Annotated in this window: 16 protein-coding genes; 12 read left to right on the top strand and 4 right to left on the bottom strand. The window is 57.9% G+C overall.

What is annotated here, in order from left to right:
* Positions 1–35: 35 nt before the first annotated feature.
* Positions 36–338 carry a hypothetical protein gene (locus C8J98_RS05270; protein WP_107911619.1) on the bottom strand — a complete coding sequence of 101 codons (303 nt, stop codon included), beginning with the start codon at positions 336–338 and terminating at the stop codon, positions 36–38.
* Positions 339–501: 163 nt separating this feature from the next.
* Between C8J98_RS05270 and C8J98_RS05265 the strand changes: the two genes are divergently transcribed.
* The 8 genes from C8J98_RS05265 (at position 502) to C8J98_RS05230 (ending at position 11,620) form a co-directional block, all read left to right on the top strand.
* Positions 502–1,446, top strand: a complete 945-nt coding sequence (locus tag C8J98_RS05265; protein ID WP_107911617.1) for a transporter — start codon at positions 502–504, stop codon at positions 1,444–1,446.
* Positions 1,447–1,470: 24 nt separating this feature from the next.
* Entirely contained in the window at positions 1,471–2,907 is a 1,437-nt protein-coding gene (locus C8J98_RS05260; protein ID WP_158272605.1) for a DUF1254 domain-containing protein, read from the top strand.
* An 897-nt stretch (positions 2,908–3,804) separates the two neighbouring features.
* On the top strand, positions 3,805–5,064 hold the full coding sequence (locus C8J98_RS05255) for a lanthionine synthetase C family protein (RefSeq protein WP_107911613.1): 1,260 nt from the start codon (positions 3,805–3,807) through the stop codon (positions 5,062–5,064).
* Positions 5,065–5,106: 42 nt separating this feature from the next.
* Positions 5,107–8,070, top strand: coding sequence for a lantibiotic dehydratase (locus tag C8J98_RS05250; protein WP_107911611.1), 2,964 nt, complete (start codon positions 5,107–5,109; stop codon positions 8,068–8,070).
* 193 nt (positions 8,071–8,263) lie between these two features.
* Positions 8,264–8,950, top strand: coding sequence for a hypothetical protein (locus C8J98_RS05245; RefSeq protein ID WP_146171542.1), 687 nt, complete (start codon positions 8,264–8,266; stop codon positions 8,948–8,950).
* A gap of 150 nt (positions 8,951–9,100) precedes the next feature.
* The gene (locus tag C8J98_RS05240; protein WP_107911608.1) at positions 9,101–10,021 is read left to right on the top strand and encodes a gamma-glutamylcyclotransferase; all 921 of its coding nucleotides are present in this window, start codon (positions 9,101–9,103) and stop codon (positions 10,019–10,021) included.
* Positions 10,022–10,195: 174 nt separating this feature from the next.
* Positions 10,196–10,921, top strand: coding sequence for a hypothetical protein (locus C8J98_RS05235; RefSeq protein WP_107911606.1), 726 nt, complete (start codon positions 10,196–10,198; stop codon positions 10,919–10,921).
* Positions 10,922–10,951: 30 nt separating this feature from the next.
* Positions 10,952–11,620 (top strand): hypothetical protein, encoded by a 669-nt coding sequence (locus tag C8J98_RS05230; RefSeq protein ID WP_107911604.1) that lies wholly within the window; start codon positions 10,952–10,954, stop codon positions 11,618–11,620.
* Positions 11,621–11,670: 50 nt separating this feature from the next.
* Here the strand turns inward: C8J98_RS05230 and C8J98_RS05225 are convergent, their stop codons facing one another.
* Entirely contained in the window at positions 11,671–12,756 is a 1,086-nt protein-coding gene (locus C8J98_RS05225; RefSeq protein WP_107911602.1) for a site-specific integrase, read from the bottom strand.
* A 104-nt stretch (positions 12,757–12,860) separates the two neighbouring features.
* Here C8J98_RS05225 and C8J98_RS05220 point away from each other — a divergent pair, with 104 nt between their 5' ends.
* From C8J98_RS05220 to C8J98_RS05205, 3 genes are all read left to right on the top strand, one after another.
* Entirely contained in the window at positions 12,861–13,781 is a 921-nt protein-coding gene (locus tag C8J98_RS05220; protein WP_107911600.1) for a DNA-binding protein, read from the top strand.
* Positions 13,782–14,918: 1,137 nt separating this feature from the next.
* A complete protein-coding gene (locus tag C8J98_RS05210; RefSeq protein WP_107911596.1) occupies positions 14,919–16,247 on the top strand; it encodes an ABC transporter permease in 1,329 nt (442 codons plus the stop codon).
* A 31-nt stretch (positions 16,248–16,278) separates the two neighbouring features.
* Positions 16,279–17,508: an FtsX-like permease family protein gene (locus tag C8J98_RS05205; protein WP_107911594.1), complete on the top strand. Its 1,230-nt coding sequence runs from the start codon at positions 16,279–16,281 to the stop codon at positions 17,506–17,508.
* 46 nt (positions 17,509–17,554) lie between these two features.
* Here the strand turns inward: C8J98_RS05205 and C8J98_RS05200 are convergent, their stop codons facing one another.
* Positions 17,555–18,592, bottom strand: a complete 1,038-nt coding sequence (locus tag C8J98_RS05200) for a hypothetical protein (RefSeq protein ID WP_107912593.1) — start codon at positions 18,590–18,592, stop codon at positions 17,555–17,557.
* A gap of 241 nt (positions 18,593–18,833) precedes the next feature.
* Between C8J98_RS05200 and C8J98_RS05195 the strand changes: the two genes are divergently transcribed.
* Positions 18,834–19,604 carry a hypothetical protein gene (locus tag C8J98_RS05195; RefSeq protein ID WP_107911592.1) on the top strand — a complete coding sequence of 257 codons (771 nt, stop codon included), beginning with the start codon at positions 18,834–18,836 and terminating at the stop codon, positions 19,602–19,604.
* A gap of 63 nt (positions 19,605–19,667) precedes the next feature.
* On the opposite strand, the gene bla is transcribed toward C8J98_RS05195, so the two are convergent.
* Positions 19,668–20,522: a class A beta-lactamase gene (gene bla, locus C8J98_RS05190; protein WP_107911590.1), complete on the bottom strand. Its 855-nt coding sequence runs from the start codon at positions 20,520–20,522 to the stop codon at positions 19,668–19,670.
* Positions 20,523–20,570: the final 48 nt, after the last annotated feature.

Below are 20,570 nucleotides of genomic sequence, written 5' to 3'. Positions count from 1 at the left end.
CGTTCAAAGAACGGGACTGCCCCTACGCAAGGGCACTAGCAAACGCGGCGCGCGTCGAAGGTCTCGTTGACAGTGAAGTAGCCGGCAACATGCTGTTCAAACCTCCCGGTGCCGACGGTGACGTTATCCACCCGAAGTGTCACGGTCCCGCCGGTGCCGAACTTTCCTTCTTCGTCGACTTCAATCTCGGCCAACAGCACGTGGTGCCCGGCCGGGATCACGCCCTCGGATGCCACCCGATAGCGGACATCGTTGTAGTAGTTGTGCTCCCAATAAAGCGCGTTCTCCTCGTCGCCGGCCGGGTATGTGAGACCACCGCACAAGGCGCCAATGGCCACTCCGCATATGCAGTATCGGACGGAATTTCCCCGTCGTCATCCGCGGTTCCACGCCGGAATGGGTAGTAGTTCTACGCACTTCTGGTCTTGTGAAACTACGCTTTCACGAAGTCCCAAGAGCACTCATGCTCGCTAACCTTGGGGCCTTGCGAGACGAGGCGTTATGAAACGGGTCGCGTTAGTTCCGGCACTTCTGGCCCTGACGGCGGCAACGGCGGCCTATGCCTCCGAGGGCGGCATGGGACGCCCCATCACAGGCCTCCAGGCATCGTCATACGCGGGGCTGATCCCGCCCACGCCGGGATGGATCTGGGCCACTGCCTACGCTTACTACGATGGGAAGATCGGTGCCTCGCGCCAGGTGCCGCTGACTGGTGGCGGCACATCGCTTGGGCTTGAAGGACAGTTCCAGCTGCTCTCGTTCACCGCGCTGTACATCTGGAAGACCAAACCTTCGTCGTGGAACTACGCATCCATGGTGACGTTGCCGTTCGCCAATGGACACCTCAGTGTCGATGCGCGTATCGGCCGCTTCAGTGGAAGCGTCCGAGATAGCAATACCGGCCTGTTCGACATGGCCTTTGCGCCGGTCATCGCGAGCCACCACTTCAGCGAAACGCGGCATATCTCGCTGGCTCTCTATGTCTACGCGCCGACTGGGGAGTACAAGGAGGGGCAGCTAGCAAACCTCACGCTTCACAATTGGACCTACTCGCCCACTGTTGGCTACACGCAGTTGTTCCAGAGTGGCTCGTTGGAATGGAGCACCACGACCGCTGTCGACCTCTACACGAAGGACTACGCAACGGACTATCAGAACGGCGCGGTATTTCGTATCGACTCACTTCTTATCAAGCGCCTTCCGTCTGGGTGGGGTATCGGCGCCGTAGGTGGTTGGATCAAGCAGATCGAGGACGACACGGGCCCGACTGCCGACGCCTTGAACGGCTTCAAGGGTCGTTCCGTCGCGTTGGGGCCGACGGCGACCTATTTGAAGAAATGGGAGGGTGGCCAGGTCGAGTTCTCTTTTCGCTGGCTGCATGAGTTTGACGTCAAGAATCGCCTGAAGGGCAACCCTGCGATGCTGACGGCGTCGCTCTCGTTGTAAGCATGAAGCTCAAGGAGAATGGCTATGAATTTGTCGTCTCTCTTCCAATTCACAGCGGTAGCGCTTTTAGCCATGTGGTCTTCTGCGGCGCAGCCTACACAAGATAATATGCAAACGCCATTACCGCCGGACGTTACCCAACGCACACTCGAGCGGCGGGCGATTGAGGCTGTCAACTGGGGCATGCCACTGGTCAACACAGATGCGATGCGTCAAGCCTATCTGCGTGATGTAGGGGCGAAATACAACGACATCCTTTATTTCTCCACACCTGCCGACTGGCATTTCCAGGTGACGACTCCGAACGCGTCCACGAACTACGTCTATTTCAACTTCAACCTAAAGGCTGGGCCGATAGTAATAGATGTACCCGCGCCTGCCGGCGCCGCACTCCTCGGTTCCGTCTTGGACGCATGGGACGTATCAACGGTTGGTATCGGGCCGCAGGATGAGAACAGGGGGCAGGCCGCAAGGTACCTGTTAATACCGCCAGGCTACAGCGGAGCGGTCCCGAGAGGGTTCATCGCCGTGAGGCTCCCGACCTACAACGGTTACACGCTGATTCGCGCGATCCGGGCAGGCACCCGCGACGCTGACACGGCAGCCGCGTTGGCATTGGTCAAGAAACTACGGGTCTATCCGCTGGCGCAAGCTGCCCACCCACCCGAACAGCGATTCATTGATATTCATGGCAAGAAGTTCGATGGTCTACCCAGCTTCGACGACAGCTTCTTCGTGAGCCTCAACCGGATGATTCAAGAGGAGCCGGTGCAGGAGCGAGATCTGGTCGCGATGGGCATGCTTATGAGCATCGGCATCGAGAAGGGCAAGGAGTTCAAGCCCAACGATGCGACCAGGCGCATCTTGACGCGAGCGGCTCAAGAACAAATGGCTGTCTTCATGGAAGGTATGAAGACTTTCGGGGAACGGTGGTGGCCTGATCGAGCCTGGGCGCTTCCGGACAAGCGGGGTGTCAAGACGAACTTCAGCTACGTCACCACCGATGCCATCGACGTGGATGCCCGGGGCCTATCCAACTTCGCCGCCTTCGGGTTTCCCAAGCGAGTAGGCGAAGGCGGAAGCATTGTGTACTTAGTCGCATTCAGCGACAGCACGCACGAGCCTCTTAGCGGTGAAAATAATTACAAACTTCACGTTCCCGCAAACGTCCCGGCACAGCAGTATTGGTCAGTCATCGCCTACGACAGTCGGACCAATGCCTTTGTGCGCGAATCACCCGCCGTGGGTCTCGATTCGTACAATGACGCCATGACAAGAAACGCCGACGGATCGGTCGACATCTACTTTGGTCCAGTGGCGGCGAAAGGCCAGGAGTCGAATTGGATTTTCACCGCTCCAGGTCGCGCCTGGTTCGCCGGTTTTCGCATCTACGATCCTGGCAAGCCGTTCTTCGACAGGGCGTGGAAGTTACCGGATCTTGAGAAGATGCCGAGTCATTAAACGTCGGTTTGATACGTGAGTGGATAACCGTGACGTGGCCTATCTTAGGGGGCACGGTGACGCTTGTTCCCTCTTGGTAATACTCGCCCGCGGCAGACCATGTATGTCCGGTGTTCACCGTTCGTCTGGCCGGAAGAGGACATCGGAGTAGGACGATTAGGGATGGTTATCAGGGTTAGGATGGCGTTCGCGATCAACCCGCCCCGCATCAACTTCATATGCGCTTCCTTTGTCTCGCTTATCACAAGGTGAAGTCGGAGCCATTCCGCCAAAGTCGCCGCCTCTTTCCTGTAAGCACAACGTTGCACCTCGTTAACCAAGCAATTCATATGTCACTGGATAGGATCGAGGAGATATTTCGCGTGGCGCATCGCCTGTGCCGCAGTGACGCCGCGAAGGTCATGCGTTTTCCGTGCTTTTAGGGTTGGGGATGCCTCGCGACCAAGTTTCAACGCTTTTCAGCTACCACTGAGGCGTTCCTCCGAAATAGCATATGCCGGTCTTCGAAGGAGCGTTCACATCGATGCCCGATTGGAACGTCTTTTGCTTAGACGTGTTTCTCCAAGTTAACAGCACGTCGGATCGCTCGCTCCAACAAGTTCGGCGTGTCTTGACATAGCGAATTAAGCGGCGTACTAGGTGAAGGAGTAGATGTGTTCCACGGGGAGAATGCCATGAATAACGCTTCGCTGATTGACCAAGCAGTCGATGAGTTCGACTTCGAACTCATCTTCTCCTTGTCCCCAGAGTTTTCTCCCGAGCCTGGTAAAGCCGACACAAGCACGTGCGCAAACTCGTGCGGCGGAACTTGCTCCGGAAATACATGTAGCACCTGCTAGCTTCAGGCGCGTGCATTGAAGTCATCTTGCATTCGGTCCTGCACGGGGGAGACGACCTTTGGGAAGGGATTCTCTAGAGCGGATAGTCAAGCGACTTTCACTACCGCTCGCATGGGGCGCTGCGCCTAGATCGACGCCAAGTGCAAACGAAAATTCATCGACGGACGAGCTGATCGCCGCGCATCAATCAAGCCTAGCGAATGGCAGAGCGGGTCTGGCGTTGACCTGCGGCGTCCTACATAAAGCTCATCCGGATTCGGGATGGGATAGGACAGCACACAAGTATTTGGAAGCATCCTTGGAAGTCGCTTCGTCTCGTATCGGCCTTTTCGACGGGCTCTGCGGCCTTGGGTTTGTTGCGGATTATTTGTCTTGTGGGCAACGGCGATATCAACGATTTCTAGCCTCCATCGAACTCTCCCTCAAGAGCGAATTGGACCGCGTATGCATTCACGTCGAGCGATCCGTTGAGGGATGCTGCTTCTCTCTTGTGGATATCATTTCCGGCCTTTCCGGCATCGCCATATTCTTAACGCGAAGAGCGAATGCAGGTGGCTCGCTGGAGATGCTAGAACAAGTAGGCGCACTGCTGACCAAATTTGTCGTAACGTCTCCGGGCAAACCTCTTTGGCGGCAACCGGAAGCATTACTGCAAGAAGAACGTTCGATCAGCGATCTGAACTTAGGACTCGCCCACGGACTTCCAGGAATTCTTGTGGCGTTGAGCAAGGTAAAAGCCGCTGGCGTCCAAATTGACAGAATCGATGATGCGCTTGAGATCGGCGTCGGGTTTCTAGAGAGGCTGTCTACACGTGATAAGTTTGGTCTTGACTGGGCGTCCTGGGGGGCTTCGAGCAACCTAGAAGTGGCGAGCACGAGCACGAGTTCGAGAACGGCATGGTGCTACGGAGCTCCCGGTGTATGTGCAGCACTATGGCATGTGGGCAAGGTGGCCAGTAGACGCGACTGGCAGGACCTTGCACGTGAAGGCATGGCTGCAGTGGAGGCTAGAACGCTTTCGAACGGCTGGGATGAGAGTCCAACGTTTTGTCATGGAACCGCAGGAGTACTCCATATCGCGCGACGCTTTTCGCTCGAGACAGGGGATTGCCTAAGACTAACTGACTTTCTGTTGCGCAGGCTCATAGATGACTATCAGCCGTTCTCGAAGTTCGGATATCGAGATTTTGGCGTTAACGGAGCGAGAGTTGATCGACAGGGCGTACTGCAAGGCACTGCCGGCATTCTGTTAGTGATCCTCGGATTCGTAAATCCACGTCTCGAATCAGATTGGGACGACATGTTCGCCCTGAGCTGATTCGTGCAGCCCAACTGGAGGCGGGTCGTCTTGACAGAGTCTATGTTCGTACCTTACAGATGGGCCGTCGTCCGATGCCCAATGTTACCCGCTGCACGTGCCTATGCGGATGCGTGTCTTACTTCCGAGCCCCCACCTGGCGTGCTCGCAGCTGTCGAAATCGCTAGCCCGACATTATCGAGAGAAGCCTATCGTCCCAGTACCCGGACAGCACGGGCAATTCGAAAAATTCAACGCTACGTCAGGCGTATGGCACTGCGCACGACTCCTTTTGGTCTATTCGCTGGAGTCGGAGTTATCGAATGGTCCGAATCTACTGATCTCAAGCTTGCGAACGAAACTCCCTTTCCGAGGCCAGTACTATCGGCCGAACTTTTAGATCATGTGCGGCGCCATTGCGAGTGCAGGCCAGAGATTCTCCGCGAGCTTTGTGTCAAACCTAATCCACTCATTCGAACGGTTGGCGACCGGCTTTGGCTGGAGGCAAGCTCTATTTATGAGCCTGGATCATTCTCAATCAAACGCATCCCGCTAATAGACTTCATACTCAAGACAGCATCAAGCACGTCACCGGTTAAAGTTACATACGCCGGACTCGCCAAGACGTTTCCGAATTTGACGGAGACGCGGTTTCTTGCAGTAATATCCACACTTCTTGAAAAATCGTTTCTGATAAGTAGCCTTTATCCAGTATATGCCTCGAAGCGAGCTGACGAAGGCTTGATCAACGAGTTATCCCGTATTCCAGCCGCAAATAGCTTAGTCGCTTCGATTCGTAAACTTCGTCGAGCGATGTGTGCATTTGAACGCGAAACTAAACCCTCACCGAAAGACATCGAGCACCTCCGAAACCTGGCTAGAGAAATCGCACCAGGCCTAAGTGGCGACGCAATAAAAATAGATGGAATGCTTGCAATTTCCAGTCGCCGGATATCTAGAGAAATCGCTGGCGAAGCAGCAAGACTCGCTGATCTGTTATGTCGGATTAACCCAACGCCGGTGCGACCATATTGGTATGATCAATTGGTGTCAGCATTCATTGATCGATATGGAATCTGTCGAGACGTGCCCGTCAACACGGTCATTCGTGACCACACGCAGCTCATCTTCTCGAACGCCGATAACAGCCGAGTCACCAAGCGAGACATTGCGCTGATGAAATTAGCGGCAGAGAGCTTAGCGAGATCGAAGCACATCGTGCACATCGATGACGCGCTGATCGATATCCTCTCAGATCCTGCGAGTTGCACGCCAAACTATCCGACCAGCTGCGATATAGCTGTCACCGTATGCGCATCCGACCAGGCAGCAATCGACCGTGGACAATTTCGTCTCTTGCTTTCACCTCTCGCGGGTACTCGGCAGGCCTGTCGTATGTCCGGTCGCTTCCTTTCCATGCTTGGAGACATCGATCATCAAAAAATGCGCGAGGTTTGCCTTTCGGATGAACAGTACTTGCAACCACGCGGACGTCTGCGAGCTGAAATTTTCTACAGTCCAAAGCGTGTAAAAATGCAGAACGTGATGGAGCACCCTTTTGGCTGGTCGCACCATATTCTGCTTGGCGCGGCCGAGAGGCCCGAGGGCTCTGAGATTCGTGTGGATGACCTCTATGTTGGCTTGAGAAACGACGAATTGGCGTTGATTTGGGCTCAGACGGGGGAGATCGTCGAGATTTCGGCACTCCACATGCTCAGTTATTCCGAGGGCTCGTCGCTAGTGAAATTCCTCAGCGAAATTGGCGGCTGGCAGTCAGGGCCATTAGGTGGGTTTGACTGGGGACTTGCTGAAATGTTTCCCCGACTTCCTCGAGTTGTATCAGGTCGAACAATTATCCGTCCCGCGCAATGGCGGCTTGAAAAATGGAACGTAGCAGACGCCACAGAGCTCTTCGCATTGATGAAGGCATTGGAAGTCCCTTCGGACATTTATGTCGCTAGCAGGGATCGAAGGTTGCTACTCAACCTTACGAATCCAGAGCACATTTCGGAGCTAATTACAGAGACCCGAAGACTAGCTCCTGGAGAAACACTTTTACTGCACGAGTGCATACCAGACATCGGAGACGCGTGGGTTAAAGGGCCCGGAGGCTTCCATTTCGCTGAGCTCACGATACCCCTTCGGCGGAGACCATCTCCGACGAAAACCGCTCCCACGCGTAAATCAGGCTTGCGTTGCGAAGAAAGCGGTCGGACGCAATCGCTGGCGGCCGACTGGGTCTACATCGCACTTTACACCGATTGGCACTTGCAAGACTGGATCATAGCGCAGGGTATGGAGATCCTTAACCGCCTCGTGCCAAGAACCTCTCAGTATTTCTACATACGCTACTCGAACCCGCGACCGCACTTACGCGTACGCGTTTTGCGAGGCGCACGATCGTCCGATGACATTGCTTCGACCATGGCAAATTGGGCTGATCAGCTCATTGAAAATGGCCTATGCAATGATCACTGCTTTCTACGATACGAAAGGGAGTTTGAGCGATTTGGTGGCGTCAAAGCGATGCAACTTGCAGAAGCAATCTTCTGTGCAGACACGCGTCTATGTGTCGAAATTGTGGCGTCGCGAAATTGTGGCCCGTTGTCAGTGGACGGTATCGATTTGTGCGTTATATCCCTCGATCGATTGCTTCAGGCTATGGGGCTTAATGAGTCGGATATTTGCGTATGGGGTCTAGATCCGATCGAGGAGCGGCAGCGACTCGGCACTGAGTTTCGCAAACGAAAAATTATTCTCAGGGACATGCTAAGCCGGGCTGATAGCGTTCCGGCTAACGTTAGGAAAGCACTGGACGATGCAACGAATGCTGTGAAGACGATTTGGAGGGACTACGTGCTTTTGCAGCAAGAAGGGGGATTGATTGCTGAGCTATCGGCGATAAGGCGATCGTTCGCCCACCTTCACGTGAATCGCAGCCTAGGTATCGGGAAAGAAACGGAAGATACCGTCATTTCGCTACTCAGGAAGGCTCGAAAATCACTGCTTATGCATCCGCAAGAATGATCGGCGTGAGAAGGAGCTATGAAGTAATGTATCCCGCACACGTAGCTGACTAGACCGTGTTATCGAGCACACGGAAGATTGAGGGGACGGGGCGCTGGCGCCTTCGGTCGTCTTTTAGAACCTTGATCGGTGCTGATACCCTTGCGGTACCGGTGCTCGCCCAGTGCGCCGGGGCCAATCAGGGAGGCCCATTGTGGCGCGGGATGACTTTTCAAAGCCGATAATCCGCGAGCTGCGCGAACGCGTGGCAAGCCATTGTTCGAACCCGGATTGCCGCCGGAAGACGGCCGGCCCGAAATCGGGAGGACGCGGGACGATTGTTTTGGGGGAGGCGGCCCACATCCACGCTGCAGCCCAAGGTGGACCCCGCTACGACGCTGAGATGTCACCGGCCGAACGCGCATCCATCGACAACGCCATCTGGCTGTGCCGTGGCTGTGCTCGACGCGTCGATCGCGACGAAGCGGCCTATCCGGCGACGCTGCTTCGCCAGTGGAAAACCCGCGCCGAAGATCTCGCAAGCGACGAGCTGGACACACGGCCCCCAGCCCATGGGGACGCCCAGGAAGAGTTGGTCGGGGCGTTGTCCGGGCACACCAAGCGTTTGCTACCGTCGTTGATAAAGAATGCCCACGCTGCGTCAGTGGAAACCTTGGAGCGGCTCGATCCTCGGTTCCATATCGAAAGCAGCCACCAAGGCGGCGTTACCCGGTTTCGCATCGAGGCCCTCGAGACCGTTCCGTTTCGCCTGTCCGTCCCCGAAGAACGCATGGCGGAGTGGAAGCGCGGTGTGGATGCAGCGCTGCAAGCGGGCACCCCCTTCGAGATCGACGCGGCCGGCTTCGCTGTACGGGGCTCGACATTGCTCACGGAAGCGTAGTGTTGACCGGTGGAGCCGCGTCTTGTGATGGTCGTCAGACCAAAGTGCCGAGCGATTAGCCCGTGTTATCGTGGTTACCGGTAACGCATAACAGTTCGTTCAAGCGAACGGCTACGCCGTTGCTTAACCCCAGCGTTAGGACTCAGAAGCATGTCCTCTACTGACCCGGATAAATCCACGGACGAATGTGTAGTTCATGATCATCCGGTGCCACCGAGTGAGCTCGGACGGTACAGCGTAGATCGTGATCCGCATTCGGAGCAAGACATTGCTAATTACGTCGAGGGACAAGCTCGAGACGAGACCGTGCTACACGTCGAGCGAGTGAAGCGCGAAATCGTTCTAGGCGATGCATACGACATCTGGGACGTAACGACCGACAAGGATCGCTGGTGGGTCATCACCAATCTCACCAACCTCTACTCGCAGAAGTACTTCCCAAGCCTCGACTACACGATCTCGTTTCATATAGGACTGATGGCTCGCCTCCGTAGCAAGCCTGACCGCATTGACCCACAGGATCCGAACCCATTCGACGAGGTTCTCCGGCGAGCCGATCAAGCCGAGGAACGCCATGACGCTGCAGTAGAAGTTGAAGACTTTCAAGCTGTCGGCATGCTTCTTCGCGAGAGCCTCATCTCGCTCATAACGGCCGTGCGCAGACGGGTGACGATCGACGAAAGCATCGATAAACCACAAGATGCAAACTTCATCGCTTGGTGCGAGTTACTGATGAATCAGCTGTGCCCTGGAGGCAGCAACAGGGACCTTCGGCAGCATCTAAAGAACACGGCGAAAGAGACTTGGCAGCTCACGAGCTGGCTCACGCACGCCCGAAGCGCAACTCGCACTGCCTCGTCCATTGCTCTTCACTCCTGCCAGACCATCATCGGCCATTACATTCAGATCCTGGAGGCAGAGCGCGCAGACCGGATTGGCCGGTGCCCGGTCTGCAAGTCCCGCGACATCCGCACTCACTTTGATGGTGCGATACCGCCAGATGGCGACTACTTCTCGAGCTGCGGCATCTGCGATTGGAACGATCATCCAGGCGCCCCGGCTGAGGTCTAGCCGCTCCTTTAGGCGGGTTTGCCCTCAGGAGGCTGCTTAAGCGAAACGTTGAACGTCTGCTGCTGGCCGCAAGGAGACATTGTTTAGGAAACCGAAACAGACCGGCCTATGGCTTGCACCACGTCAGCAAGGCACACTCGCGTGGATTTAGGCAGACGAATAACGAGGTGTGTCATGGACAGTGCGGAGAAAGGCGAGCTGGTCACTGAACTTCGCTCAACAGTCGAGCGCTGGGGTATTTCGAGGTGCGTCGAGATACCTGTTGCGGGGCTGCTCGCGCGGTGTCCTGTCGCATACAAGTGGAAGGCGCCATTCCGAAGCACGGTGTTGCGAGAGGCTTTTTTGTGGCGAATGCACGACCTGGGCGTCCAAATGCTTGCCTTAGTCGAGGCCGGGCATATTTTGGGACCGCGTATCTTGCTCAGAAGCGCGGTCGAGACGCTTGCGATGCTCTCATACCTCAACCAGCAAACAGCAGCGGTTGTTGAAGGGCGCATCTCGATGACAGAATTCGGTTTCTTGACGGGACAACTCTTATTAGGGTCACGAAACAAAACTACTGAACAGGAATCAGTGAACGTCCTCACCGTCCTCAAGCACGCGGACCGCCGCTGGCCGAAACTTAAGGGGCTGCACGAGGACCTAAGTGAGTCGGCCCACCCCAATTACACGGGCGTACTCTATGGATACTCAACGACAGAGCCCGAACGCTATGAGACCCATTTCGAAAATCACTGGTTGCACAGGTTCGGTGACCAGCAAGTTACGGCCATGGCTTGGGTTTTTGGCATGTTCGAAGAGGAATATGACCAAACGTGGCTTGCGAACATAGTTGAACTTGAACAGTGGCTTCGTGACAACGACGCGGAACTCCAGCGCGAGGCTGACGCCGACGACTGATGCACCCGTCAGCTCAAGCAAGGGCAAGAGATGAAAGTGGAACAAAACGAGGTCGAGGAACGCGCCTTCTTTCTTGACGTGGCGGCGATAGGGGCCAAGGCAGAACTTGATGTCTTCAGGGCGAGGACAATACAGCTCCAGCAGTATCTTTTTATCGTGTCTTTCCTGTCAATTGTCACCTCCCTTGGCATTTATTCGGTCAAGGAACTGACGATAGGGCCGGCCGTTCTCGTGACGAGCAAGGTGTCGTGGATATCCTTCTTTGAAATTGTCGCGACTGCATATTGCGCGGTAACTTTCGGGGCTTCGGCTTGGGTCGACACGTTTGTTTATCGCGAGAAGATCCGAGTTCTCGCTGGTCAGCTACGCCCGTATGTAGACCGTGCCACAAATGAATTTCATACCCAGGACAGCGTGACCGCGAGAATCGATGAGATCTGGAAGGAAACGGAGCAATTGAAGCGCGAACCAGACGGTTCGGACCGATTTCAGAAGCTTGTGAACGAGCAGTTCGAGCTGATGAAGATCGTCCACGGGCGGACGGAACTCTTCCGGGAAAAAGTGACATTTGCAATCCGTGCAATCCTGAAGACACGAAAGCTCCGAGCGATCTCCATCATTCTCGATATCGTCTTCCCGTTGGTGCTGGCTGGCATCGCCATCGTCTGTGTGTGGTCGGCCACAAAGTGGGTCGAATAGGCAGCACGATCTAGCCGCTTCTGTGCCGCCGGCGAACTCCATGGCGATGCTCAGTCTTCAAGAAGACGGGCAGCTGGATTGTCCGTCGCGCCCCCCGCTTGAAAGTAGCCCACAACGCTCGACACCGCCCGGTGTTCGGTCATTTGCATGATCGCCGGCAGCGACACCCCCTGGCGACTGGCTTCGGTTACAAACCCCGAGCGCAGACTGTGTCCGCCAAAATCCCCGACGAGCCCTGCCAGGCGCGCCCTCCGTTGGACGATCTCACCGACAGCGGCCGGAGAAAGGGCGGGCCCTACGCGCTGCTTCCATAGCCTGCGAAAAATCGCCCCCTCGGTAATCCCGGTTGCTGCTAGCCACGCCTCCAGTGCCTGCGCCGCCCGATCCAGAACCGGCTTGTCCGGCGTCGACGTCGCAGTCACGCCGGCCTGCTGGGTCTTGCTGTGCTCCAGGCGGTAGATAAAGCCCTGCGGGCCGATCCGGCGCAGGTCGCGCAGGTCAGCGGCCGCGACCTCACTGCGCCGTCGGCCACCACTGGCGAACGCGAAGCAGAGTAGGGCGCGGTCACGCAGGCCCTCGAGGCTGTCATCGCAAGTGGCCAGCATGGCCTCCAGCTCGACCAGGGTGATCGCGGTCTTCTTGCGCGGCCGTTCACCGCGCTTGACCGCGGCGCGCGCCGCGCGGCTCAGCACCGTACGGATCGCGGGCTGTTCGCACGGATTGGTCAGGTGCTTGAGCCTGTGTGCGGTGGACAGGACGGCGACCCGATGCCGAACCGTCGCCAGCGTCCAAGGGCCTAGCTTCGCTTTGAGTTCCGCAGCGACCAACGTCTGATCGACGGCCGGCGGCAGCTCCCACGCCAGTTCACCTTCGGCCGACCGGCGCACGACGTGGTCGACCACGAACTGAAGCACCGTGGCTTCGGGCACCGGCAGCGTGATGTCAATGCCATAGCGCGCCGCGTGCCAACCGGCCCAGTAGCGCAGGGCACTGGCATAACTGCGCGTGGTGTTGGCGGCGGCCGCCTCGGCAAGCAGTTCGCGCACAGCATCGGCGGCTTGCTGCGCCAGCTGGATCGGCAACGCCAAGCTGGAGGCCGGATGGGCGAGGGTCGGAATGATGGAATTATCTTTCATACTATGTAATGTATACTACGAAGTAGAGTCGCTACCCACGATAATCATCACTTATCGCGAGTACAAATCCAAGCGGGCAGGGCGTCGATCGAGGAGACCATTCCATGCGTACTGGTATCACCCAAGAGCAGGTCAACGCGGCCGCGGATGCGATCCTAGGCGCGGGCGAGAATCCGACGGTCGAAAAGATTCGCGCCGCGCTTGGTACAGGTTCGCCGAACACCGTCACGCGCATGCTCGATGCGTGGCGGAACAGGCTCGGCGAGCGGTTACGCGAGATGTGCGCCCTTCCGGACGTTCCGGGTTCAGTAGGGCAGGCGATGGTCGAGCTATGGCGGTTAGCCGTTGACCATGCCGACCGTGAAGTCACAGCCCGGCTCACGAACGAAGGCACCGCATTGGAATCGGCGCGCGCCGAGTTGGTTCGAGAGAAGGAGGGCTGGGAGACCCGTTTGCAGGCAGCCGACGCCGAAACCGCCAAGGCTAAGGCTGCTCTGGAGCTGGCCGAGCGCGCCCGTGCGGCGCTCGACACTCAGCTACAGGACAACCAGGCGCTCCGTGCCGACCTTGTGCGGCAACGTGACCGTCTTCAAGCTGTTAGCGATCAGCAAGCCCTGGAAATCAAGGAACTTCGCGTGATACTCGACGAACGAGATGGCGAACTTCGAAGGGATCGTGAGCAGAAAGAAACCTATATACGGAACGTCGAAGATCGAGCGCACCAAGAGATCGATCGCGCTCGACTAGACGCCAGGCAGTGGCAACACCGTTTCGAAACCTTAGAACGAGCGCATCAGAGCGCACTTGTTACGATTCAGACGGAGCGTGACCTATTACGCGATCAATTGCGCAGGGCAGATAACGAGGTGGCTCGTTCCAAGGGCATTGCTTCCGCGCTAGAGAAGTCGCTGGCCAAAGGCCGGACTGCCGCGCCACAACGTTCAAAAGCAAAGGGCGTCGTTGTAGCCGACGCAGCTGCAAAACGCAGCCGGAAGATGGCAGCGCGTGCGCCGAGAAAGCCGTAGGACACCCTAGGGTATCCGCGGCCGTGGCCTCGCCGGTGTCGTTAACCATGTCGCTTGAAAGGAATGACGACGTCGTTAATGAATGTGATGGTGGGCGTGCGCCGACAGCCGTCCAGCCGACCAGCTTGTGATCCTGCGAGGTTGTGACGCTAATTGGCGCCCGGACCCGATTTCCTGCCCAGCAGCATGCTGGAGTACTAATTGACGTCCCATCTCGGCGCTAGTGCCTTACATTCGAACATGCATAGAATCATCGGCTTAGCGTTGTCGATAAGATTGAACGTGACGTAATAAGGCGGGATGACACGGTTTACCGGCAATGTGTCACCAAAGAGAGGTAGCCGACAACAAGCAAGCGAGAAATGTGCCGCCATAGCCGTTTCGTCAAATTTGACATAATATACATTATGCGAAGTTATTGAACTTATCCGGCTGACACGCTGCAGGCCCGTACCCTCGCATGCCGGCGCCCCTAACCATGTCATGTTCCCGGATTGCTGCCACAGCGCTAACGGCTTCGCGGCGCGCATTTCTCCCTGCCGGCCCACCAAACCATGTCACCTATTTCGAGGCCGCATTCCACAGGCGCCTGGGCACGATCTTATAGAATGCTGAAATGCGCGACGCACGCTCCTTCGTTGGCGGTCACTGTTCGCTAACCACGTGCATGTGGTGATCGTAGTCCGCTTGACTCAGCAGCTTGGCGTCGTGAAGCGCTTCGTCCCAAAGCGAGCCGCAAGTACGACAGCGCATCAAAAAGGAGGGACCGGTTTCGATGACAGCTATGCGCTCAAACCTTTCGAACGGCGCATGGTAACCAACCACGCAGTCCCCACAACGTTGATGAAACTGTGTATCCATTGGGTCCGCCATCAGTTCATGTTTTCTCCGGGTCGAAAGCAGCCGTTTGCAATCAACATTAGTCGCTCCCCTCCCCCTCCCCTTTAATTATGAGTCTCTCGAATCGCACTGGCCGACTCCTTGAGATTCCGCCTTATAAGAAGTAACGTCTAGCCGCGCTGGGGAAAGCCGCCGCAATAAGGAACGCGCGCGTGGGGCATCCGAATGATCACCCTCGGAAGGGCAGCCCTGACAAGGCCCGTTTCTCGGTGCTTATGGGACATGATGGGAGATCATATGTGGGGTTATTACTTCGGCCTTGCACTACGGAGCAGCGGCCGGAACAAGGCATTGACGGCACTGGTCATCATGTTGCTGGCTTTCGGAGTGGCGGCTTGCATGGTGTCCTATGCCGTGTTTCGTGTGACCACGGGCAACCCAGTCCCCACCAAATCTTCCCAGCTTTTCGTGCCTCAGGTCGACAATGTGGGCCCGTCCTACAACTGGGACGGGGATCCACGTGCGGGACTCAGCTACAACGACGCCATGGCGTTATGGAAGGCACACGAGGCGAAGCGCCAGACGATCCTCTTTGCCTCGACCTGGCAGTTGAACCCGGCTGATCGCCCCACGCAGGCCATGTCGCTCAATGGCAACGCGGCGACCGCCGATTTCTTCCCGATGTTCGATGTGCCGTTTCTCTTTGGCAGCGGCTGGACGGCCGATGATGATGCGCGGCACGCCACGGTGGCCGTGATCAGCCAGCACTTGAACGAGATGCTGTTTAGTGGACGGAGCAGTATAGGGCGGGAGATCCGACTGGATGGCCAATTGTTCAGGATTATCGGCGTGCTCAAAGACTGGAACCCGCGGCCACGGTTCTTTGACATCGGCAGTCATGGAACCACGGCCTACAGCTTCGATGATGCGGGAGATATCTACGTCCCATTCACTCGCGCCACCGACATGAAGAAGGACAGTAAGTTCGTGTTCTGCCCGACGGCATCATGGCAATCGGACACCGTGCACTGGGACGCCTACCTGCACAGCGAATGCGACCGCATCGATGCCTGGGTGCAGCTCGATACCCCTGCTGAGGTCGTCCACTACCGGGAGTTCTTACACAACTACGCCGCCGAGCAACAACGCCTCGGGCGCTTCGCATGGGCGCCCAACGTCCGCCTGCGCAACCTGACGGACTGGCTGTCGTACCAGTTGGGCACGCCCAGGGTGTCGAGCCTGTCGATGCTGGTTTCCGGCAGCTTCCTCGTGATCGTGCTTGTGAACGTGGTCGGGCTGATGCTGGCGCGCTTCATGCGGCGCGCTCCGGAAATCGGCGTGCGTCGCGCACTCGGCGCATCGCGGGCCGCCATCTACCGACAGTTCCTGGCTGAGGCAGTGACGGTGGGGCTATTCGGCGGCCTGCTCGGTGTCGTGCTGACGCTGTTGGGTGTGCTGGGCGCCGAACACCTTTTCGCGCCTAACATCGCGCGCCTGGTGCATGCCGACATTTCGCTGATCACGCTAACCGTGCTGGTCGCGGTGTCCGCCACGGTGGCGGCCGCGTTGTATCCGACCTGGCGCGCCGCGCAGATCCAGCCCGCCTGGCAGATCAAAATCCACTGAGGTTTCCGTCATGGCCCTGAGCAGGACATTCATGCAACTGCGCCCGATTCTCACGGCGCTGAGACGTCACAAGGTCGCTACCACACTGATCGTGCTGCAGGTGGCGCTGACGCTGGCGGTCGCCTCCAACACACTGCTAATCGTGGCCGCGCGCGTTGTGCATCTCTCCCGCCCCACCGGTACGGACGAACCCCATCTCTTCGTCATCCGCAATGGCTGGACGATGGGCCAGGATGCGACCCAGGTCGATGCGAATATTCGTGCCGATCTACAAACCCTGCGGCAAGTCCCGGGCGTGCGCGACGCGTTCTCTAGTCAGGGATTTCCGCTGGGGGGATACAACGTCAATATTGTCACGCATCTCAAGCTCGACCCGGACCAGAAGACTGCCGCGCAATTGGTCACGTTCTTCGCTTCGGACGAGCACGCCATCGACACGCTGGGGATATCGCTGGTCGCCGGGCGCAATTTCCATCCCGATGAAGTTACCGCGACCGGCCCCAGCGACAAGATGGATCCTCCAAGCATCATCGTCACCCGCAGCCTTGCCGATAAGCTGTTTCCCGACGGTTCGGCCCTGGGCAAGACGGTCTACCTGCCGAATGGGCCTGCCGCCATCATCGGTATCGTTGGCAGCCTGCAAGGCCCCCTGCTACACGGCGGACCTTTGGATCACTACACGGTGCTCGTCCCCATGCGCTTAGCCGATCCTGCGGGCGTCAACTACATGGTGCGTACCGACCCCACGAACATGCAGCCGGTGATCGCCGCCGCGCTGAAAGCGCTGCAGGCAAGCGCTGGTACGCGCATCATCGCTGCGCAGAGCGGCGTCGTGACCATGGCCCAGGTGCGCGAGCACGCGTATGCGGACGACCACAGTGTGGCGACGCTGATGAGCATTGTCTGCGGCCTGCTGCTGTCGGCCACGGCTGGTGGCATCGTCGGGTTGAGCAGCTTCTGGGTCAGCCAGCGCCGCCGGCAGATCGGCATCCGCCGTTCGCTCGGGGCCACGACCGGCGATATCCTGCGCTATTTTCACACCGAGAATTTCTTGATCGTTAGTGGTGGGGTCGCACTCGGAGCCTTGCTGGCGTTCTACGCGAATATCAGCCTGATGGAGCTCTTTGAATTGCCGCGCATGCCGCTCTACGCGCCCTTGCTCGGTGCAGTGGTGCTGTGGCTGCTCGGCCAGCTGGCCGTGTTGGGTCCGGCCAGGTCCGCGGCAAAGGTGCCACCGGTTGTTGTAATTCGCACGGAATGACCTGGAGCTTAGGTCAAGAAAGCCGCCAAGGATGAGCGTCCTACGATTAGCCAGCACCTGCCTTGCGCACCAATGTATCAAACGCTGTAGACGTCTGCTCCTCGGTGAAGTTGCAGTGGCCATCGCCCACCGGATCGAGCACGGTAAGCCATTTCTTGGCTCCCGCCGCTCTGATCTGCTCCGGGTACACCCCATGGAATCGTGACGGGATGGTCTGATCGAACGCATTCCACTGCATCACGAGTGGGACTTCAATATGGCCCGTCAAGGTGACGTTGCGCTTGGCATAGGACATCGCTTCCGGTGAGGCGCTGTAGCGATGCACGTTATGATTGAACACGACGTCGTCACCGAAGCCCTCGTACATCTCCTTCCGGTTATCGACAGGCATCCCGCCCGCACGCTTTTCGATCTCGCGGAACGCCATGTAATACAGTGCCAATGTCGGCAGTGTTTCCGGCCTTTCCTCTAGACGCGTTGCCAATACGGCAGCTTCCCTCGGGTGCGTTTCCAATGCCCGGCCGATGGCGTCGGGCGAGATAGCTGGTGGAGAATTGGGTGCGGCCAGGTCGGGAATGACACCCGGTATCAACGCATCGAATGCGACCAGGGGCGTCACTACGCCTCGGGCCAGGAAATCCGGTGTGGACACCGTTAACCCGCAGGTGATCATCGCGCCCGTATACGCATGGGGATAACGTTCAATGCTTGCGGCGACGGCCAACCCTCCCAGCGAAAAGCCATAGATATAGGTGTGGGTCGGCTGGACATACGTTCGAGCAAAGTGCTGGCGGAGTCGCTCGTTGTCCGCAATAGCGTCGCTCACCGCCCAACCCTGCGATGCATATTGGCTCTGGGCGACGGCGAACCCTTTCTTGAGGAACATGGGAGTCGCATCTGCCGCCGTCATAGGCGTCGAGACAGGAGCTCCCACGGGCTGATAGCCATGCATAAGCATGACAAGATCGCCGTTCCAGTTGGCAGGGACATCGATGCGGTAGAGGGCATCGTGCAACTTTCCGGTATAGGCTCCAGGGCTGGGCTTTGCGGCATGGGCGGGCCAGGAGGCGATGACGCTGCACATGGCCACGACCAGGCAGAGTCCAGTAGCTTTGCGCAACGCTATAAATGTCATCTCACCACTCCAGTGGTCTGAAGTCGGGCGTCCAAAGTGAGAGGCTGCATTGTGATTTTCCCCTGGCTCCAGCGGATCATAGCCCGCTCCACTTGGGCCACGTCAATCGGCTTTTTTTGAGGCTGTCGATTTCCGCTCTGCTCAATCGACGTCTGTATATGGCGACCTCCGCCATCCAGGAGAAACCAAAATGACGACCCGTCCCCGCAAGCGTATCTTCGGCAGTCTTCCGACCGGTCGCGTCGGTCACGCAGCTGCATGTGCGGCGGCGCTCCTGCTCGGCCTGGCCAGCGGGTCGCTACACGCGAAAGACAGTCCCGGTATGGCGCCGATCGACGCATACCTGTTGGACCGGGCGACGGAGATCAGCCTGGCCAGGAGCGCCGCCCCGGCGGCGATTTCCAACGATGCGACCATCCTGGTGCTGACGCGTACGGGCTACGAAACAGCGGTCAAGGGGACCAACGGCTTCGTCTGCTACGTGGGCCGCGGCTTCGGCGGCGCGCCCGATTGGCCCGAGCGCTGGGACACCAGGATCCTTGCCGCCGCCTGCGATAATCCGCCAGCGGTACCCACGATGACGGCCCTCCTCAAGCTGCGCACCGCCCTTACGCTCGCGGGTAAGACCGATGTGCAGATCATGGATCGCATCAAGGCGGCCCTGCGGGCGAGGGAGATTCCACCGCTCGCGGCCGGCGCCATGTGCTACATGATGTCGAAGAACGCATACCTGTCCGCACAGGGCGAACACAACATGGCGCATGTCATGTTCTATGTGCCCAGCAAGGACGGCACGACCTGGGGTGCGAACCTGCCAGGTTCACCCGTGATCGGCGGCAACTACTGGTACCTGCTTCCGGGCCATGATGCTGACATCGCCACCCTTCCGCCTATCTCAGTCTTTCTGGTCGCAACAAGCACGTTCTCGGACGGCACTCCGGTAGCTCCACACGCCATGTAAGCCATCGCACGTCCGATCGTAGGGCTTGATGGCCTGCTCTTGTTCGAGGCCACCGAAATGACTCTACATACGAGCGGCAACCACGCGCCCGACCTCGGCGAGCACGGCGTTCCGCTGGCCGTCATCCATATCTGAGTTCACGTAGTACGCTGCAACCAGCAAGGGCTTTTTGCCCTGTTTCCAGACAATGGCGATGTCATTGTTTTGTCCACCCGTGCCTCGCCCTGCTTTATCGCCAGCATCGGCCTCGGCGGGAAACCCGGCGCGCAACATAGTCAATCCGGGCGTGGCGGCACGCAACCAATCGGAAAGTTTAGCCACCGACGTGGGCATAAGCAGTCCGCCAGACAACAACCTGCCGGCAACCTGCCCCATCGCCTCAGGAGTGGTGGTGTCGAGCACGCCACTTGCTATGTTGAGCTTTGGCTCCGTGCGGTCAAGGCGGGTGGCGGTGTCGCCGAAAGCCCGCATCGTGACGTTAAAGCCGTCCGGACCTCCGATGGCTTGCAGAAGGAGATTTCCGGCGGTGTTGTCACTCACGGTAATGGCGGCATCGCACAGCTGGCCAACGGTCATCCCCTCGCCATCGGCGTGAAGGCTGGTGACAGGTGCGTGGGAAAGGAGCACATCGCGCCCGTAGTAGATTCGGCGATCGAGACATTCCGAGCCTTTATCCACACGGTTCAGTACGGCCGCTACGGCAAGCAGCTTGAACGTGCTGCACATGAGAAATCGCTCGCTCGGTCGATGAACCAAGCGTCGACCGGTCTCGAGATCATGCGCGAAGACACCGAGCCTACCGCCAGAACGACGCTCCAGTTCCGCGAAGGTGGTGTAGGTTGATGGAGCCCCGAATGTCGCGAGTGGTAAAAAGGCCGTCCCGATCGCGGCACCGACCAGGAATTGACGACGGTTCAATTTAGATTCTCCTGGCTGTAATAATCCCATTGGCGCCGCTGTTCGGGA

The organism is Luteibacter sp. OK325, assembly GCF_003050935.1.
In the GTDB taxonomy this organism is placed as follows: domain Bacteria; phylum Pseudomonadota; class Gammaproteobacteria; order Xanthomonadales; family Rhodanobacteraceae; genus Luteibacter.
Note: the sequence above shows the minus strand (reverse complement) of the source record. Positions and strands in the feature narration are given on the sequence as shown.

Coding starts and splice junctions, on each gene's coding strand:
- C8J98_RS05265 (WP_107911617.1), top strand. CDS start 502: ATGAAACGGGTCGCGTTAGTTCCGGCACTTCTGGCCCTGACGGCGGCA.
- C8J98_RS05260 (WP_158272605.1), top strand. CDS start 1,471: ATGAATTTGTCGTCTCTCTTCCAATTCACAGCGGTAGCGCTTTTAGCC.
- C8J98_RS05195 (WP_107911592.1), top strand. CDS start 18,834: ATGACGACCCGTCCCCGCAAGCGTATCTTCGGCAGTCTTCCGACCGGT.
- C8J98_RS05235 (WP_107911606.1), top strand. CDS start 10,196: ATGGACAGTGCGGAGAAAGGCGAGCTGGTCACTGAACTTCGCTCAACA.
- C8J98_RS05200 (WP_107912593.1), bottom strand. CDS start 18,592: ATGTGCAGCGTCATCGCCTCCTGGCCCGCCCATGCCGCAAAGCCCAGC.
- C8J98_RS05225 (WP_107911602.1), bottom strand. CDS start 12,756: ATGAAAGATAATTCCATCATTCCGACCCTCGCCCATCCGGCCTCCAGC.
- C8J98_RS05240 (WP_107911608.1), top strand. CDS start 9,101: ATGTCCTCTACTGACCCGGATAAATCCACGGACGAATGTGTAGTTCAT.
- C8J98_RS05220 (WP_107911600.1), top strand. CDS start 12,861: ATGCGTACTGGTATCACCCAAGAGCAGGTCAACGCGGCCGCGGATGCG.
- C8J98_RS05210 (WP_107911596.1), top strand. CDS start 14,919: ATGTGGGGTTATTACTTCGGCCTTGCACTACGGAGCAGCGGCCGGAAC.
- C8J98_RS05205 (WP_107911594.1), top strand. CDS start 16,279: ATGCAACTGCGCCCGATTCTCACGGCGCTGAGACGTCACAAGGTCGCT.
- C8J98_RS05230 (WP_107911604.1), top strand. CDS start 10,952: ATGAAAGTGGAACAAAACGAGGTCGAGGAACGCGCCTTCTTTCTTGAC.
- C8J98_RS05250 (WP_107911611.1), top strand. CDS start 5,107: ATGTTCGTACCTTACAGATGGGCCGTCGTCCGATGCCCAATGTTACCC.